The organism is Rhodopirellula sp. J20-39 (assembly GCF_057365095.1).
Map to the genome: position 1 here is coordinate 3,384,182 of NZ_CP195123.1, position 18,432 is coordinate 3,402,613.

Annotated in this window: 8 protein-coding genes; 4 read left to right on the forward strand and 4 right to left on the reverse strand. The window is 54.9% G+C overall.

Annotated elements, in window-relative coordinates; genetic code table 11:
- Positions 1-3 precede the first annotated feature (3 nt).
- The 3 genes from ACR3ZL_RS12415 to ACR3ZL_RS12425 all read right to left on the reverse strand — a co-directional run bounded on the left by ACR3ZL_RS12415 (position 4) and on the right by ACR3ZL_RS12425 (position 6,166).
- The gene (locus ACR3ZL_RS12415; protein ID WP_473652834.1) at positions 4-2,985 is read right to left on the reverse strand and encodes a PSD1 and planctomycete cytochrome C domain-containing protein; all 2,982 of its coding nucleotides are present in this window, start codon (positions 2,983-2,985) and stop codon (positions 4-6) included.
- A 910-nt stretch (positions 2,986-3,895) separates the two neighbouring features.
- Entirely contained in the window at positions 3,896-5,158 is a 1,263-nt protein-coding gene (locus ACR3ZL_RS12420; RefSeq protein WP_473652833.1) for a polysaccharide pyruvyl transferase family protein, read from the reverse strand.
- 462 nt (positions 5,159-5,620) lie between these two features.
- Positions 5,621-6,166 (reverse strand): sigma-70 family RNA polymerase sigma factor, encoded by a 546-nt coding sequence (locus tag ACR3ZL_RS12425; protein ID WP_486173580.1) that lies wholly within the window; start codon positions 6,164-6,166, stop codon positions 5,621-5,623.
- 615 nt (positions 6,167-6,781) lie between these two features.
- Here ACR3ZL_RS12425 and ACR3ZL_RS12430 point away from each other — a divergent pair.
- Positions 6,782-9,793, forward strand: a complete 3,012-nt coding sequence (locus tag ACR3ZL_RS12430) for a DUF7133 domain-containing protein (RefSeq protein ID WP_473652832.1) — start codon at positions 6,782-6,784, stop codon at positions 9,791-9,793.
- An 848-nt stretch (positions 9,794-10,641) separates the two neighbouring features.
- Here the strand turns inward: ACR3ZL_RS12430 and ACR3ZL_RS12435 are convergent.
- Entirely contained in the window at positions 10,642-11,832 is a 1,191-nt protein-coding gene (locus tag ACR3ZL_RS12435) for a DUF1559 family PulG-like putative transporter (RefSeq protein ID WP_473652831.1), read from the reverse strand.
- Positions 11,833-12,093: 261 nt separating this feature from the next.
- Between ACR3ZL_RS12435 and ACR3ZL_RS12440 the strand changes: the two genes are divergently transcribed.
- From ACR3ZL_RS12440 to ACR3ZL_RS12450, 3 genes are all read left to right on the forward strand, one after another.
- Positions 12,094-12,651 carry a sigma-70 family RNA polymerase sigma factor gene (locus ACR3ZL_RS12440; RefSeq protein ID WP_486173500.1) on the forward strand — a complete coding sequence of 186 codons (558 nt, stop codon included), beginning with the start codon at positions 12,094-12,096 and terminating at the stop codon, positions 12,649-12,651.
- On the forward strand, positions 12,651-14,432 hold the full coding sequence (locus ACR3ZL_RS12445) for a FecR family protein (RefSeq protein ID WP_486173501.1): 1,782 nt from the start codon (positions 12,651-12,653) through the stop codon (positions 14,430-14,432). Before ACR3ZL_RS12440 ends, ACR3ZL_RS12445 begins: the two co-directional genes overlap by 1 nt.
- Before the next feature lie 109 nt (positions 14,433-14,541).
- Positions 14,542-18,333 carry a DUF1553 domain-containing protein gene (locus tag ACR3ZL_RS12450; protein ID WP_473652828.1) on the forward strand — a complete coding sequence of 1,264 codons (3,792 nt, stop codon included), beginning with the start codon at positions 14,542-14,544 and terminating at the stop codon, positions 18,331-18,333.
- Positions 18,334-18,432: the final 99 nt, after the last annotated feature.

Consider the following 18,432-nt stretch of genomic DNA (forward strand, 5'->3'; position numbering starts at 1 on the left):
TCGTTAGTCGATGAATTCGAATTCGTTCGTCATCAATAGCATTTGTGCGTACCGCGTCCACACGTCCAGCTGATCCGGTTTGGTTTCAGATGACTCGGCGGCAGGCTTTTCAGCTTCGGACGCGTCAGCGGGGGACGCTTCAGTTGCGGGTGGATCGTCATCCGGCGATTGCAATGTTCCGGCACTGACAAATTGTTTTCCGATCTCGCGTTCTTGGTCGCTGGGCGATCGAGCGAAGATCAATTGATAGAGTTGGGCGATGCGTTGATCGGCGTCCGTCTCGGGATCCCACTTCGCTTTACCAACCAAGTCTTTGGATTGCTCGATCGCAAACGGTGAGTTCAACATGAACAGCGATTGTTGGGGCACGATCGTCCGCGTTCGTCTGGCGACGCTTTGATCTGGGCTCGCGAAATCAAACGCCCGAAACAAACCCGGCAGATCCTGACGATCGATCGTTCCATAGATCGTCCGCCGATGTGAAAAGGGAGCCGTTGTGATGGATGCGGACTTTCCGAATAGTCTTGCATCCAGGTTTCCTGAAACCGCCAAGAGGGAATCACGCAGGGCTTCGAATTCCAATCGCCGCCGGTTCATTCGCCACAACAATCGGTTCTCGGAATCGGCTTGCAGGCAATCGTCACGGTTGCGGCTGCTTTGTTGGTACACGTGAGACGTCATGATTCGTCGGTGCAGTCGCTTGATCGACCAACCGTTTTCCATGAAGTCAGCCGCCAGGCAGTCCAGCACATCTCGTTGGAGTGGTTCGGGGCACTGGATTCCGAAATCGCTTGGCGAGTCGACGAGCGGTTGGTTGAAGTGATGCATCCAGACGCGATTGACGAACACGCGAGCGGTCAGCGGATTGTTTGGATTGGCGATCGCGTTGGCCAGTTCCAATCGGCCGGCACCCTTTTGAAAGTCCGGTCGCTCGGCGGGGGAGAGCACTTTCAGGAAGCGTCGCGGTGCCAGATCTCCTCGACGTCCTGCGTTCCCACGGATCATCACATGGGTGTTGTTAGGCGGTTCACGATCGACCACGATCATCGCGCGATCCAAACCGTCGGGTGCGTTCGAGTTCAGTTCATTGACCTTGCCTTCGCGTTTGGCAATATCGGTGCGTTGACCCTGGTCGAGCCACGAGCGGATATCGTCGCGACTGATGATCATCGGCGAGTCATGCGGCGATAGGATTTCCAACAGTGCGGTGCGAGCCGGATCTTCGGCCTGGCTAGTGTCGGCCTGGCTAGTGTCGGCTTGGGCGGGGCTTGCTTGCTCCACGTCTGGTTCCGTGGCCGTGTTCTCATCGGCGACTGGTTGGTTTTTGGCCGCCCATTGATCTCGGATCAAATGCCCATACACGCGAGCCAGTTCGATCTTTTGCGTTGGAGGATTTTCTGACAACGCACTGAGCACCAACGGGCTCAGCTTGTCAGCGGGGAGACTCTTCCAGCCCTCGATTTTCTGTTTCGCCGCCTCAGCAAAGCCTTCATCGTCCAAAGCCAATAACTCATGCCATGGCAGGAAGACCTGCATTCGTTTGGCATCTTTCCGATTGACGAAATTCTTCCAGCGTTGGACAAGGCGTTTATGAACGTCGATCAGCTTAAGGGAGATGAATTCCTGTTCCTGGAGGAAGTCTTCCCGTGTGGTTTCCGGTTCGATCACGCGTGCCAGGTAATCGGCTGGATGCTCGACAGCTTGCGTTTGCAGTTGGTGATGAATTTCATCGAGGCGTTTTTCGATCCCCTGTTTCAGTTCATCCAGCTTGCCCAGGAATTCGCTGAACTTGGACAGTTCGGCTTCGTCAGTAATCAGCGGCAACTCGCCAGGAATTGAGCAATTCTCAAAGACACTGAACAGCGAGTAATAGTCTTGAGTCGGGATCGCGTCGAACTTGTGATCGTGGCACCGGGCGCAACTGACCGTTAACCCCAGGAATCCTCGGGTGACGGCGTCCACGCGATCATCCACCATGTCGTTGCGGCTCAGGTACTGACGACCGACGGTTAGGAAGCCTAATGCCGCCAGGTCGGCTCGCTCGGCAGATTCCAGTTGATCGGCCGCAAGTTGGCATCGGATAAAGTCATCGTAGGGCAGGTCGCGGTTGAACGCTTTGATGACCCAATCGCGATACGTGTACGCGAAAGGAAAACGCTTGTCGCGACCGCCAATCGCGTAGCCACGGGTGTCAGCGTATCGGGCGACGTCCAACCAGTGACGAGCCCAGCGTTCGCCGTAGTGCGGGGATTCGAGTAACTGATCGATCAAACGAGGCCAAGCGTCTGGACGTTCGTCGTGGACAAACGCGTCGATCTGCTCTTGGGAAGGCGGCAGCCCCAACAGGTCGTAAGTGGCACGGCGGATCAGCGTCCGTCGATCCGCTGCCTTAGAAAACGACAGTCCGGCGGCGGACAGTTTGGGCTCGATCAATCGGTCAAGTTTTGTTTGGTCGAGTTCTGTTCGATCGAGTCTGTCCGTTGCGGTGAAGTTGGACGTCGGGATGGCGGGCTTTGTAATGGGTTGCAACGACCAATGTTCAGATTGATGAACCGCGACACGCTCGTCGACAGTCAACGTCGGTTTGACGGCGGCTTCGGTTGGCCAGGGCATGCCAATTTGAATCCACTGTTTGAGCTGATCGATCTCAGTTTTCGACAACGGTTCGTCAGGCGGCATGTCATAGTCGCCCTCATAAGTCACCGACTGGATCATCAGGCTATGGTCGGGATCGCCATCGATTGCCGCTGGAGTGTCACTTGCCCCTCCCGCCAAGATGTTTGCCTTTGAATCCATCCGCAAACCGCTTTCGGATTTCTCCGGTCCATGGCACTGGTAACACTTCGTGGCCAGGATCGGGCGAATCTTTTCTTCGAAGAATTGCAGCTTCGAATCGCTGCTAGCGTCTGCACCCAGAGCGGCTGAGATCGTTAAGACGAACAGTGCCAGTCCAAGTAACGCTACGTCGCGCACTTTACGGGGCATGGGGCGAACGCTAACGAAAGGATTAGCAGCACCAGAGAAACAGGCAGTGATTGCGAAACGGCCTCCATCGAGGACGATCTGATTCAGGCTCACGGCAGCACGCAGGATTGGGTGGGATGTGACCGAAGCCACATGAGGAGGGAGGGGGCAGGTTAGGTTTCATAAAGTCGACGGCTTTGAGACCAGTAAACCTGCATCGGTACCATGATACCCGAAGTTCGCTCGGGTTGTCATGGAGTTTTGACCTTGGCGAAGCTTCCTTGCCGATTGATGACCTTGTTGCTTCGGTCGGACGCTTCATGGGCTTTTGTAGCGGGCTGGTTTGCTGTTCCGTTCACATCTGGAAACTTGTCGCTGCTGAGGTTGTGGTTTTGCCGATATTGGCGAGCCGCATGGGGGACAGTGGTTTAGTAGTGATTTGCTTAGGTTGCTTGCGAGTGTGTGGAACCGACGTGTAGGCCCCCTCCCTCACGTACGCCTGAACGGCGTCGCTCGACCTAGTATATCGCTCCCCCAAAACTTCGTTCCGGGAGAGGTTCTCAAATGCGGAAACCCGCTAAAACGCGGACTCGATAAACTGCACGACCTCCAAAGCTGCGGGGGAGGATTTTGGGGGGCTGGTTGAGGAAAGAGTCTCCGCGATCACCAATCATCGCTCACGTGTGATGGGTCCCTAAGTGGTTTGCGATCGTTCCCCAAGTTGCAGCAGAAATCAAGTTGAGGTGGATCTCAAGCACGCGTTTTAATTCCTCTGATAAGACGGTGATTGAAATTAACAGCTACAACTGCTGTTGGTTCTTGAGGAGATACGACATGCGGCGTTGAGTCATCAGATTACCAAATTCGATTTCCGCGGTACGAACGGTTTAGCAATCGATCTCACTCAGGGGGCTATTGAGGCAGTGCGTTTTTAGACCGACTTGGATGTATGCTCGCGAACGATAGCCATGGTTTCCATTTGGTACTGTTTGACGCGTTTAAGTGCCTCAAGGGTTTTGGACTTGGCCATTTCAGGGTTCTGGGCAATCGCTAATACCGTCGCTGGTAGACGTTCTTTCAGATCTTTGTCCTGATCCAGATCGAATAGCCAGTCGCCTAAACCGATGTCACGCCACATGATCCCTTTGCTGGTCTGTTCCTGGAACCGGCAGACGACGGCGGGGATGCCGTTGCCGATTGCCATGATGGGCGAATGCATCTCGCTTCCAAACAATCCTGCGCTGCGTACATAGACGCTGAGTGCCTCGTCGGTCAGCCAGAAATCTTTCCGCCAAACCACGCGGGGTTTGACGTCTTCGGGAAGTCGGTCATAGAGCATTTCCTTGCCTACGCTCATTTGCGTCATGTCTTCAGGGCAGAGCAGGACTTTCAGGTTGGTTTCGCGAACGACGCGAATCACGGTCTCGCGGATGGCGACATGATCGTGTTCCTTCATCGCCTCGTTACGGGCAACGCTCTCCGGCCGCACACGATCGCGACGACCGGGAATGCTCCAGTACGGTGTATGACGAAGGCGTGATAGGCAACACAGGAACTGGCCGTCGACGAGGTCGTTTTGGCGTAGGAACTGAGTCGCCTTTTCTTCGTTTCGTAAGTCGCAGGCGAACGCGCCATCGGGCCCGAAGTCCATGATGGGTGCGTTGACGCCATGGGCGATCGCGTATTGCAACGAAACGGAATCACGGAAGAACAGGAACTCGGCTCCAGTCAGCAGGTCGTTCCATCGATCGGTGGCGTAAGTGATACCGTAGACGCCGAACGGTTTCCCGGTGTGTTTGACGTAGGCGGCTACATCCTTGGCGGCGACGAGTCCGGGCCCCGATCCATGTAGCAGGAAGTCCGAATCCGCGATCGCGGATGCCAGTTCAGGCGAGGAAGCCGACCCATCATCGCGGATAGATCCTTTGACGATTTTCAAGTTCGGGAACCGCTGGTGTTCCATTTCGGCGACTTCCGTTGTCAAGTTATGCGATGCCCACAGCACGACCTCACAACCGGGGATGTGTTGCTCGATCAACGCGAGAACTCCGGGCGTGTGCGCGATGTCGCCGATGTTGACACATTGCCAAGATGAACGCAGCAAGATGCGGGGCGAGCGTTTGATTCCGCCAGCTTGAACCACTCTGGCAAGGCTAAGCCCTAATGCGCAAGCAAGGAATTGACGGCGTTTCATAGAAGGATCTCTGGAGGAGTGGGATAGGCGGGGATCGAACAGGCGGGGGTGTTTGCCATTGAAGGACAGTGAAACCCAGGGCAGACGCTTCGGTGCGTTAGCCAAACGATTGTTTAGCGATCGTTTAAGTTCGGGATGCCAGCGTGGCCTCCGCAACCAAATGAGGTTCTCAAGCAATCAAGGCTGACGATGCAAAATAGAATGGACTGATTGATTAAGAATGATGCCAATCCAGATTGAATCGCATGTCGTTAGAATACGTTACTACCGTCCAATGTTACTACTTTCCAGCATTGATGACGCCCTTCGCAGTTTTGCTGCCTAATTCTGGCGAAGTCCGCAGTGCTCGGCGAGCATTGAACACAGGTTCCAAAAGTGCACAGCGGGACCATTTCGTTGCTGCTATTTCCCGCTTCAATTTGTGTGAAAGCTTTGGTGGAACGTTTTGTATGCTGTGTGGGGTTAGTCTTTGATAGGCAGGCCTCCGATTAGGACGGGATCGAAAAAATCCGCCAGTTTGCGTTTCACTTTTGCCATTCGGTTGTAGATCGTTTGAGGTGGAGTGCTGGTGGCGGCGGCGAGCTCGACAGCGGTTTCACCTCGCTTGTAAACCCACTCAATCAGTTCACGCTCGTTTTTCCTAAGCTTCCTTAAACACTGCTGCAGTGCATCAATGCGAAGCTCGACGTTACCTAGGTCGGGTTGGCGAAGGGTAGCGAGCCGGCTGATCAGTTCGTCATCGAACTGCAACTTCTTCCGTGACATCAATCGCCGGTAGTTCAAAACCTCGTAGTCCGCGACCCCACATGCCCACGACAGAAACGGGAGCTCGCGATCGTAGGAGTCGAACTTTGTCCACATCACAAGCGACGTACACTGGAACACGTCTTCGGCGTCCGCACGGGTTGGTAGCAACGCGTAAATGAATCTGAATAGCTGTGAGCGATTGCTCGAGTACAGCGACAGAAATTCCCTGTAGCGATCGTGGTCAATTTCATTGGAGGCGATTGAATCGCCAAGTTCCTAGGCTCTGTTTTCTCACGCTGAATCGTTTCCGCGTTGATGGGGATGCGTTGCCGGTAAAAGAGGATCGTCATCATCGGCGGTCCATTTACCTAACAAAATCGCAACTTTTTCAATTTCCGTGGTATCCGAGCATGATCGCGTCAGACTTGGCACGACGGTTCATGTCCAAAGCAAACATTGGAATCGACACGCCATTGTGGCTGGTTAACCAGCGGGGTGATTGGAGTTTGTAGGTCGCTATGAAAAGTGTCGGAAGTGTGTTGGGGTGGCGGGACGTTGAGGCTAAACTATTGACCCGACAACACGCACGTTGCCAGCACCCTGCCGTTCTTTCATTCATCAATCCTTCGGAAATTGATCTATCAGTGTCGAAGTTTGCTGGAGTCCGTCTTTCGTGGATTCGATCCATGTTGGACTCAGTGATTTGCGATCCTTGCTTAACAAGCGGCAGATTATTGCGTCGCGGTTTTCAAGTGCGGTAAGATTTCAAACCTTTCCTTCCAATGGTGCCGGTAAGCGTCTCGACGCATGCCCGCCGCCTCCCACCTTCCGCTGGGCCAACAGCCTAGCTCCCTCCCCCATCCTCACAATTGCCCGATGAAATCACCTTTTTTAGTCTTGGTGGCTGGTCTTGCGCTGGTCGTGCTTACGCTACTGCCCAGGGACTCATTCGCTGAAACGGAAGCGGCCGACGCCGCGTCGAAACCTGCTAAGAATGCCCCCGTGATCGCTTCGGCTGAAAAGCCGCCGGAGGATCCCTTCAAGCGGAAGGGCAACATGATGCCAAGAATCGAACCACTTTCGGACGAAACGGTGGCGTCGATTCGTAGAGATGTGCGAGTTCCCGAGGGATTCGAATTCACCATCTTTGCGGCACCGCCCGCAGTCAACTATCCCGTCTTTGTGGCTGCTGCTCCGGACGGAACGCTATATGTCAGTTCCGATGGGAATGGCTCACTGGGCCGTGATCCAGGCCGCGGACGTGTCATTCGTTTACGCGATACCGACGACGATGGACGCGCCGACGAAACCAAGGTCTTTTGCGAGGTTGATGCTCCGCGAGGTTTGGTGTGGGATCACGATCGGCTGTACTTGATGCACCCACCGCACTTGAGTGCCTTTATCGATCATGATGGTGATGGTGTGGCCGACGAAGAGAAGGTGCTCGTAAAAAACTTGGCGTTTGGCTACGACAAACGGCCCGCCGACCACACCACCAATGGTGTCAGTCTTGGGCCTGATGGTTGGCTGTACATTGCCGGCGGTGACTTTGGGTTTATCGATGCCGAGGGTACCGATGGTCGCAAGGTAACGCATCGCGGTGGCGGCGTGCTTCGCGTTCGTCCCGATGGGACTGGGTTGGAGGTCTATTCCACCGGCACGCGTAATATTTTGGAAGTCGCGATCAGTCCCACGATGGACATCTTTGCTCGTGACAATACCAACGATGGTGGTGGTTGGAACGTGCGACTTCACCACTTCACGGGGATGGACGACCATGGTTACCCACGTTTGTACATGAACTTCGGTGACGAATGCGTGCAGCCACTGGCCGATTACGGCGGTGGTTCAGGATGCGGTGCGGTTTACTTGGATGAGCCCGGATTCGGTCGCTGGAATGATGCTCCGTTGACCGCCGACTGGGGAACGGGCGGGTTGTATCGGCATTCCGTTGCTCCCAATGGAGCCACGTTCAAAGAAACCGCAGCCCCTGAACGATTGGTGAAGATGACCCGTCCGACCGATGCGGACGTTGACGGCATGAGCCGGCTGTACTGTGCCAGTTGGCGTGGGGCGACGTTCAAGTGGGCCGGGACTGATGTGGGATATATCATCCAGGTGCGACCGAAGGGTTTTGAACCAGAGCTATTGCCGAAGTTCGTATCGGCATCCGATGACGAGTTAGTGGATCAACTGAAATCGTCCAGTTATCGCCGCCGCATCGCCGCCCAGCGTGAACTAATGCGACGTGGAAATCCAGCCGGCGAGCAATTACTCGACGATGCAATCGCAACCCGAAACGCCAAACGCAATCTAGCGACACATTTGCAAACGGACGCTAGCGACGAAGAGTGCATAAAGGCACTGTCGGATGACGATCCGGTCATCGTCCACATTGCGGCCCGGTCTTTGGCGTATCGCGATGCACACGCCGCGTGTCTGAATTCAATCGATCAACAAGATCAGCCTGCCCCAGGTCTGTTTCGTGCTCTCGGGATGATGCACACCACCGAGGTGGTCGATGGGGTGCTGCAGCGGCTAGCGGATGCCGATCAACCATCAGTACGACGCGGGATATTGTCGGCGTTGTGTCGGCTGCATTATCACGATGGGGAGTGGAAAGGATCTTCATGGGGCACGCGACCGGACACTCGTGGCCCGTACTACCAACCGGACCCATGGGCGGAAACGGACAAGATTGCCGCCGCGCTCAAACGACAGCTTAGCGAGTCCGATTCCGACGAAGCGGCGTTTCTCGTCGAAACGATGCGACTGAATCGAATTCATTCGAATGAGGCCGTCGAGAAGATCATCGCGTTGGCTGAACAGGATCCGCAGATGATCCCTGCAGCAATTGCTCAATTAGCGGCCACGGACGATATACCACCGCGTGGCTTTGAGTTGGCAGCTCAGGCAGGCAACGATTCCCAGGTGACGCCGGATACGTTGATTCACGCGATCACGGTTCTTGCCAAGGGGCAGGGTGCCGAATCCGTTGCAAAGCTCTTGGACGCATTGGCTCGAGTAACTCCGGAAGCACCGGATCGTGTGCGGCAATCCGCTGTCGCGACGATCAAGCAATCGAAACAACTGGGGCAGCACCTTGATGTGGTGATCGAATCCGCGAGCACCGGCGTCGACTCGTCAGCCTATTGGGCGGATTTGACGTTGATCGCGGTTTTGGACCAGAGCGATAGCAGTCCAGAAGCGAAAAGTCACGCTACACAAACGATCGAGCAATTTTGGTCGGACCCAAAGCAACGAGTTCATTTGATCAACGCTGCGATGGAGCTGAAAAGTCATCAACTGGATGAACGGATTCTGGCCGTTGATAGCGATTCCGATGCCAAAGTTGCTCAGGCTGCCAAAGCGGCAATCAAGCGATTGAAGTTGGTGGTTCGAGAGAAAGACCGTAGTCCTAAGATCAGTTCGCTGGCCGTTTCCGATGCACTTAATCAAGCGACCAAGCTGAAAGGCGACGCCGGTTTGGGTGAAGTGCTATTTGCCAAAGCAACCTGTGTGGCTTGCCATACAGTTTCAATGGACGATGTTCAAAAAGGACCGTTCTTAGGGAACATCGCTAAGACATACAAACGGCCAGAGCTAGTGGCTGCAATCCTTCAACCGGCCAAGACCATTGCTCAAGGTTTCGCAACCAACGCGATCTTGACCTATGACGGGTTGTTGATCACGGGCTTTGTCACCAGCGAGCAGAGTGACCGCGTGACTCTTCGCGATCAACTCGGCAAGGAGCACGTGATCGACAAGGAAGAGATCGAAGTCCGTAAGACCCTGCCGACGTCAATCATGCCCGAGGGATTGATGAACGATTTTACGGTGGCGGATCTCGCTTCGTTGGTCACCTATCTGGAGTCGCTTGCCAAGTAGGCAACTGGACGTCTCAGTCGTTACACGGCAACCAGTCCAATTTGACAAGCAGCCCAGCTTGACAAGTAGCCCAGTTGATAAAGACCAGGACTCTAGAGAAGCAAACCGATCTCGCTGGAGATCGGTTGCGGTGGAACTACAGACAGTCAGAACGTCTAGAGCGTTTTTGCAAAGGATGTAGGCGGTATCGCCAGACTCCGGTGCTTTGAATTCTGTCGAATCCAGCTACAAAAACCAATCACGTAACGACCCAAAGTACGCCGGATGAAGGAGGCTTTGCGACGCCCATCCGGCAGTCGCGTGAATGCCGGAACGTCGCTGCGCTTGGTCCGGCCTACGAACCACAAACTGAATTCTGGCGAACCCAACTACCAGGATCGGGCACGTCAAATCTCAAAATGCTCTAGAGAAGCAAACCGATCTCGCCGGAGAGCGGTTGCGGTGGAACTATGAGCATTCAGAACGTCTATTAGGAGATACCGTCTCACCAGGACAGGGGCGGGCGTGGGGGCCAGCCCGTCCGGTTCGATTGCTGTTTATTGGTGGCGCGACGTTCGCACTACCTGCTCACTGGCTAATTCTTCGGCACTCATTGGAACCGGTTCGTGCACTTGTAATTCGTCTTTGCCGCCACACCCTGAACAGAACGAGATGCAGACGAAAGCGAGTGAGCATAGTACCGAGTGAAGGGCAAGTTGATTCATCTTTGGATACCAATCGTGAATAAGGTTGAGGTGGAAATTGCCGAGCCAGGGTTGCTGTGCCAGCGACTCGCTCGGCGATTGAAAACGAAGTCCGCCAGATAGTGAATCCGGCGAACAAAGAACTTCAGATCGATCGAGTAGCGGTTAAAACTCTTGATCAATGACTTCGCGTGAACCCCGGGTGCCGAGTGCACCGAACAATCCATAGGGGCTTTTCGATCCGCCGGGTAATCCCGTTGTGTTCGGGAAAATAGCCGGCGATTGGGAGTTGCCGGTGTCGATCGAATCGGTCACAAATCGCACCGCTCCATCACCCATCAAGACGTGTGCACCGCCTTGGTGTCGGCTGCTTGGTGGAACTTGGCCACCGGACTCAAAGCCGCCTGCAAGGCATACGGGATGGTTCGGACCGCTGGCAAAGCTGACTCCGGTGAAGGCGGGGCCAGAGTGAGCCCAACGCGCACCCCGTTTTCGAGTTTCGGAATTCTCCAAAGTCGCACCTGTTTTCCAAAACAGCGGACGCTCGGCATCCAGGTCATCATCGCAAGCGTCGGCGGTTTGTCGTGCACCGCCCGGGCCGGAATATCCGTTGGAGATATTGGAGTGCGTGCGTGAATCACGGTCACCGAGGTCGGTCAACATTTCGCCGGCTGCGATGGTATTGGCCAAACCATCCAGAACATCACGGAATTTGCTGTTGTGGCGTGGGACGAAGAACCCACGACAGGTCGAGCGAGCGGACGGGACGTGATCTTGTGACCAGCGGTAAGTAGCCCCCGACACATTCACACTTTCCCAGAAACCCCAATCGGAATAGCTGAGAGAATCGCCGACCGCGTTGGCGGCATAGTTGGTACTGCCTAAACCGGTGACGGATGTCCCGGGGTCGCTGGGACAGCGAAAGCCGGGCACTTGGGTCGCCCAAGGTGTGTAGGTCGATTGCCACGGGGCGGCACCCATTGCGTTCCACTGGGTTGAGCCGACTTTCAGCGGATTGCTGATTTGTTCCCACAGCGATTGTTGTTCAAGAAATGGCGTTAAACCAACAAGATAGCTGAGCCGCCACGCGTTATGCCCCGGAGCGTTCGCTCCCGTTCCGGTGTCTTCATTGGCCTTATGAGTCCCGGTGCCTTGAATGGGTAACTGCTGGTAAGCAGCGTGATAATTGTGAATCGCCAAACCAACCTGTTTGAAATTATTGCTGCAACTCATGCGACGTGCCGCTTCTCGCGCCGCCTGGACCGCCGGTAGCAGCAACCCGACCAAAACACCAATGATCGCGATCACCACAAGTAATTCGACCAGCGTAAATCCACGTTTCTGATTCTGAATCATGCTCTCACCTTTGTAACGAACAATTGAAAAAGGAGATCGAGCATCGGCATCGCCGCACTGTCGCGCAGAGGTGCCCAAACACCCGTTAATCAATAACGTACGATGGTGGCGTCGCCTTACCACCTAAATGGTCAGAAAAAGATTTTTGCAAAACTTCGGTAAAACATACCCAGGGATGCACGTTAAATGACCGTCGAAGGGTATCGTCGCGATGCCCGCGTTGGGCTTTTGTCATTTCGTTTTCATCACGTTCAATCATTCATGACAGTACCGCCATCCACTCCCAATTTTGACGACCAATCTGAACACTATGAGAGGTTCTTGGATTTGTTCACCGCTGATCGTGAACGGATCTACGGCTTCATCTTTTCGATGCTTCCCAACCATGCGGACGCGGAAGACGTGTTTCAAAGGTGCAGCATCGTGTTATGGCGCAAGTTGGATCAGTTCGCCGAAGGGACGTCCTTTTACGCGTGGGCGTGTTCGATTGCCCAGTTTGAAGTTTTTAATTTCCGTCGTTCAGCCAGTCGCGACCGGCTTTATTTCAGCGAAGAGTTGATGGAGCACCTAGCACAAGAACGAGCCGAACAGCGTCTTTCCAGCGGATCGCGAATTGACGCGTTGCAGACCTGTTTTTCAAAGCTCGGAAAACTCGATCGTGAGCTTCTGGCCGCTCTTTATGACCAAGAGAGTTGTCTCGACGACTACGCAACCGCAACGGGCAAGGCGATCCAGACGCTCTACAACCGAGCCGGATTGTTACGGCGAAAGCTGGCCATGTGCGTCAATCAGCGGATCGAACTCCAGGGAGCCGAATAATGAATTCAATCCAACAGAAAAGCGAGTTCAATCGTCTGGTCGATCGTTTGCTTGACCAGACCATCGATCGGGAACAATGTGACCGCCTTGAGCAACTCATGCTTGAGAATCCAGAATACCGAAGTGCGTACTTCGATCTAGTCGACGTGCATCTCGGGTTACCGAAGGTCATGAACGGCTTCAAGCTCGGTGACGGGGCCATCGAATCCGCCGCTCGTTTTCATCAGTTGCCCGCACCACCCTCGGTCCCGCCGGTCGGTAACAGCAACGCGGCAAACCGCTACCTCATCGGGTTACTGACGCTTGCGACTGCAGCCTCCTTAGTGCTCGCCATTGGAATGTTGAAGCAATGGAGCGATGAAAAGGCCAATCGCGAAATCGCTCGCAAGTCGATCGCCGTCGAAGCGATTGTTGATGACGAGGTTTCCGATGAAGAGTTTTCAAATGAAGTAGAAGGCGACGAATCTGAAACACGATCTTCGTCACCAGCAACTGGTGCGAATGATGATTCCAGTTCGCCGAAAGTCATGTTGGCGCAAAACTCGATGGCCGAGTTCTTTGGTGAGCTTTCGCCGCCGGTCGGCACGGCCTTGCAAATGCAGCGGCAATACATATTGACCCGCGGCAACGTGGAGCTGGTCTTTCCCAGCGGCGCATCAGCCCTGGTGGACGCACCGGCCATTTTTTCGGTCGTCAGTGTTGACCAACTGCTGCTGGAATCGGGTCAATGTTCCGTTCATGCACCCGACGGTGCGGAGGGTTTCCAAGTCGAAACGCCGTTGACGAATGTGGTTGATCTCGGCACTCGATTCGGTGTGCGAGTGGACGAAGGTGGCGAAACCAGCGTGAAGGTCATCGAAGGCGAAGCGGAAGTTTTCGCTAAGCAGGTTGAACCGAATGCCGAAAAGAAGGCGCCCACGCTCTTACGAGCCAACGATTCGAGCTTCTATTCCGCTTCGATGGACAAAACGGAGCAACCGGCACCTTTTGCTGAACCCAATTACCGATATTCGCTGCCCGACCGCATTTTGAGTTATCAAGCGAACTCGGTAGATGAACCTGGCGTGACCGGTGTCCGCGAGCTGACCGAGATTTCGGTGCAGCGTGGTGGTCAACCGCATCACTATCCCATCGCGGATATGATCCCATCGGAAGTCACCTATTTTCGATCGACCCAGCAGGTGTTTTGTCAGCCGGTGGCCTACCGATTTGGCGACGAGCGTGATCTGGCCGAGATCATCAAGTCAGACAACCTGCTCGACACCGGACTGATCAATCCTGGTGGTTCAAAGACGCCACTGACATCGAATCCTACTGATACGACACCTGGGATGGCGATCCGGTTTGCTGCCCCGGTGGTGAATTCGACTGGGCCCGATATCGCGTTCTTCGAAATCCAGACCTACAACACCAATCCATTGTCGGGTGACGCCTTCCACGTCAGCCCCTTGAAGTTCAAGCCAGATTTGCGATCCGTCACGATCAAAGAGATGGACCTGCAAATGACCTCTCCGGAATCCAAGCTTGTCGCTGGCTTTGGATTGCTACGGTACGAAAGTCAGGTAAGCAGCCTGGAAGAGCTGCTCACGATGAAGCAGGCCAAGCAATACCGGCATAGCAACTTCCGTGCTTTGGCGGTCGGTATTGACCTGTCGGATTTGGGCTACCCGCTTGGCGAGACCGTGGACGGTTTGTTCATCCAAGACGCGGCCGACGATGAACCCCCGTTCGACGGATCCGTTGTTGATCCGGTTTATATCGGTGGCTTCCCGCCGCTCTAAGGATCGAGCCTCTTCCGCCGGGCGAATTTCGGCCGGCCAGCAGTCGAGCTTATTTCCCGCCGTCATGTACGACTCATCGCACACCTCCTTCCCCACTCGCGATTCCATCATGAAGCCCATCCCATCATTTCAGCTTGCTATCGGCGTCCTGTGTTTTCCAATTCTGTTGGCGCTTGGTGTTGCACATCCGAGCGTTGTGTTCCCGAACGCCTGTGCGTCGGAAGTTGCCAGGTGGGACTTTGATAGCGAAGCGGCGATGCCGTTGGAGTTGCACGGGAATGTGCATCGCGATCAGGCGGGGCCAAGGGCTCCGGAGTTTCCGGATTTGACGACGGACAATACGGCGTTGCGATTTGAAGGCAACGGGTTTTTGACGATGGAGGATCCCGGACCGAGCAGCGACTTTGATTTCGACAATGGCGATCAAATCACGTTGGAAGCTTGGGTTCGTATCGATCAAGCTCGCGGAAGTTCACCGATGTACGTGATTAGCAAGGGGCGTACCGGCACCGCGAAGTTCGCAAGAGACAACCAAAATTGGGCGTTGCGAGTGGTTTCGCAAGGAGAATCCGTCCGAGCGAGCTTTCTGTTCGCGACACCGATTCATGCCAAAGCGAAGAGTGGCGACGCCCATTGGCACCGGTGGACGACTGAAAAGGGATTCCTTCCCGGTTCGGGATGGCATCACATCGCCGTTGCGTATCAGTTTGGTGAACCGGAGTCGATTCGTGGCTGGGTCGATGGAGTCGCGACGAAAGGAAAGTGGGACATGGGTGGGCCAACCCGTGAAAAGCCAGTGGTCGATAACGATGCCGTGTGGATCGGTTCGGCAAGCCGTGGGAACCCAGGCAACAGCTTTCATGGCTGGATGGACGGGCTCGCCGTTCATCGCTCCATCCTCGACGACAAGACGATCGAGGCTCGCTTCAATCGACTTGGTGGTCCTCGGGTGTTAGGGCCTCAAGAGGAAACAATGCCGGACTTGGGAATGATCTCCAGAGGACAAGTTTTGGTGACGTTTGCCGAAGGCATGCCCAACGCAAGTCGCTGGCTTTTGGAACATGAGACTTGGCCAGAGGAAACGGGCCGATTTGAAACCGATGCGTTTCTGTTGCCTCGGGTTCCCGTTCGATTCGATGATTGGGGAATCCGCATCGGTTGGAAGCCACCGCTGTTGGTGCGAATGGCGGCGGATGTGGAATTGCCAGCCGGCCAGCATCGCTTTCTGGTGCGTACCCGATCGCTGAGTCGGTTGTGGATTGATGGTGAATTGGTTAACCGCACCAAGCCTGCACGTCGTCGGTCCGGAAACCTGCAGCCGATCGTACCAATCCCCGATCCGCTTGTTCCGGGGGCACGGTTGCTGCCGTTTCCTCAGCAAGAAGCGTTTACCGAATTTGAAATACCGGCGGAGTCGAAGTCCGGTTCGGCTTCTTCAGCAACGTCCGTTACCCGAGGTTTGCAACGCGGAGGCCGTAAGGCTCGGGTTGTTTTGGAGTTCTTGGTCGGTGGCGGCGGCAATCGAATGCAGTCGGGCGAGGTTTGCGTTGCCATTCAGATCGATGGCGAAGGACCGTTGATGGTCTTGAAGGCGGACTCGTCCTCGCCGTTGCCGTTGACCGATGAGGCAATCGAGCCAGAGCTGAAAAAGTTCGAATCGGCGATGGTGGCGTTTGAAGATGCCGTCCGACGTGGAGCCGCTTCTTCGCAAGACGCATTCTGGCAAGATCGGCATCAGTTTGCCAGGGAATACGCTAGCGAGTTTGAACCACCTGCGGTCGAGCCGAATGTGCACCCAATCGATCATTTTGTTGGTCAAAAGATTCGCGATGCGATCGATTCATCGTCGCAATACGAGCCCAGCACATCCGAAAACTTTCATTCCAATGTGCTGCCAATTCTTCGAGACCAATGTTTCCGGTGCCATGGCGAGAAGAAGCAGGGCGGTTTGCGGCTGAATTCACGCAGTGCAGCTCTTGGTAGCGGCGAATCGGAATCACCGGCAATCGTTCCGGGGTCGCCTGATGAAAGCGAGATGATTGTGCGGATCCGAGAGCATGATATGCCGCCGACGGACGAAGGGCTTACCGACGAGCAGATTTCTATTCTGGAAACGTGGGTGAAAGAGGGAGCGGTTTGGCCAAATCCACCTATTGAACCAGAGTCCGTTGCGATCGCGCCGATAGTTGATGACGCGACCTTTCTACGCCGGGCTTATTTGGACACCGTTGGTGTGGGCCCGAAGGAAAATGAGGTCCGGCAGTTTTTGGCGAGCAAAGATCCGAGCAAACGTGCAAAGCTGGTTGACCGACTTTTGCAAGACGAACGCTATGCCGATCATTGGATCAGTTTTTGGATGGACGCGTTGGCAGAGAACCCTGGCTTGCTAAATCCGTCCCTCAACAGCACCGGTCCCTTCCGGTGGTTCCTGCACGACTCGCTGCGTGATGGCAAGGCTTTGGACCGAATGGTTACGGAGCTGATTTTGATGCGAGGCAGTCCTTACGATGGCGGCAGTGCCGGGTTTGGGCTCGCTGGCGAGAACGATTCGCCGATGGCCGCGAAGGGACACATTGTGGCGTCCGCCTTTTTGGGAATTGAACTTCAATGTGCCCGCTGTCACGATTCGCCGTTTCATAGTACTTCCCAAGAAGATCTTTATTCATTGGCGGCGATGCTAAATCGCAAACAGCTTGCCCCGCCCAAAACCAGTCGCGTTCCGGCCGCATTTTTTGAGGGCATTGGTCGTGAATCGCTGATCAGCGTCACACTCAAGCCTGGGGTGCAGGTCCAGCCGAAATGGCCATTTGCATCGTTCACGGGAATCGAAGACGGAGCCCATATCGATTCGCTGGTCCACGATCCAAAAGATTCACGGGGCCGACTGGCCGCTTTGATCACCGCTCCGCAAAATCAGCGATTTTCGCGTGTCGTCGTCAATCATCTTTGGAACCGTTTACTCGGTGCGGGGATCGTCCAGCCGGTTAACGATTGGGAGGGCAAGACGCCAAGTCATCCGGAAATGTTGGATTGGTTGGCACTGGAATTGGTCTCCCATGACTATGACTTGAAGCATGTGTTGCGGTTGATCATGACGTCGCAAACGTACCAACGCGAAGCGACCGGACAGAACAAGCATGCCGTCGCCGAGCAACGGTTCTTCAACGCACCTGACCCTCGCCGACTTGCTGCCGAACAGATTGTCGACTCTCTGTTTGTCTCGTCGGGGATGGAGATGGATACTGAGGAGATGACGTTCGTGCACGACGGTTCCGCCACCAGCAGGACTCGGTTGACGCTCGGATTTCCTAAACGTTCTTGGATGTTGACCAGTCTCAGCAATGAACGAGATCGGCCGAGCTTGGCGATGCCGCGAGCTCAACCGATCTCGGATGTGTTGGAAGCGTTTGGTTGGAGCGGTGTGAGGCAACAACCCATTGCCGAGCGAGAATCCGATCCCAATCTCCTGCAGCCTGGCATCCTCGCCAACGGCATTTTGTCGATGTCTTTGACGCGAGCATCGTATCAGTCGCCGCTGGCGGAATTGGCTCTCGAGGCGACCTCGCCGAGTGACTTGTTGGATTCGCTTTTCTTGCGTTTCCTTTCGCGATACCCCAACGAGCAAGAGAAACAATCCTTGGTGCCTGCACTGGCGAACGGGTTTGAATCCCGCAAAGTGCCGATTGACCAGGTGACTGTTCCTGAAACGGATTCGCGTCTGCCAATATCGACCTGGACCAACCACCTGTTGCCGCAAGCCAATGACATTCAAGAAGAGTGGCAACGGCGGGTGCGACGCGGCCCTGATGCCGATCCCCGAATCCAACCGCAGTGGCGGGAGGTCTATGAAGACATTGTTTGGACGCTAGTGAACGATCGCGAGTTCGTTTGGGTGCCTTAGTTCTCGCCTCGTTTGACGTTCGTGCTTCCTCAATCGTCCACTACGACCTGACTTACGATTCAATAGACACAACGATATTGCCCGTTTACCGAAAAGCTT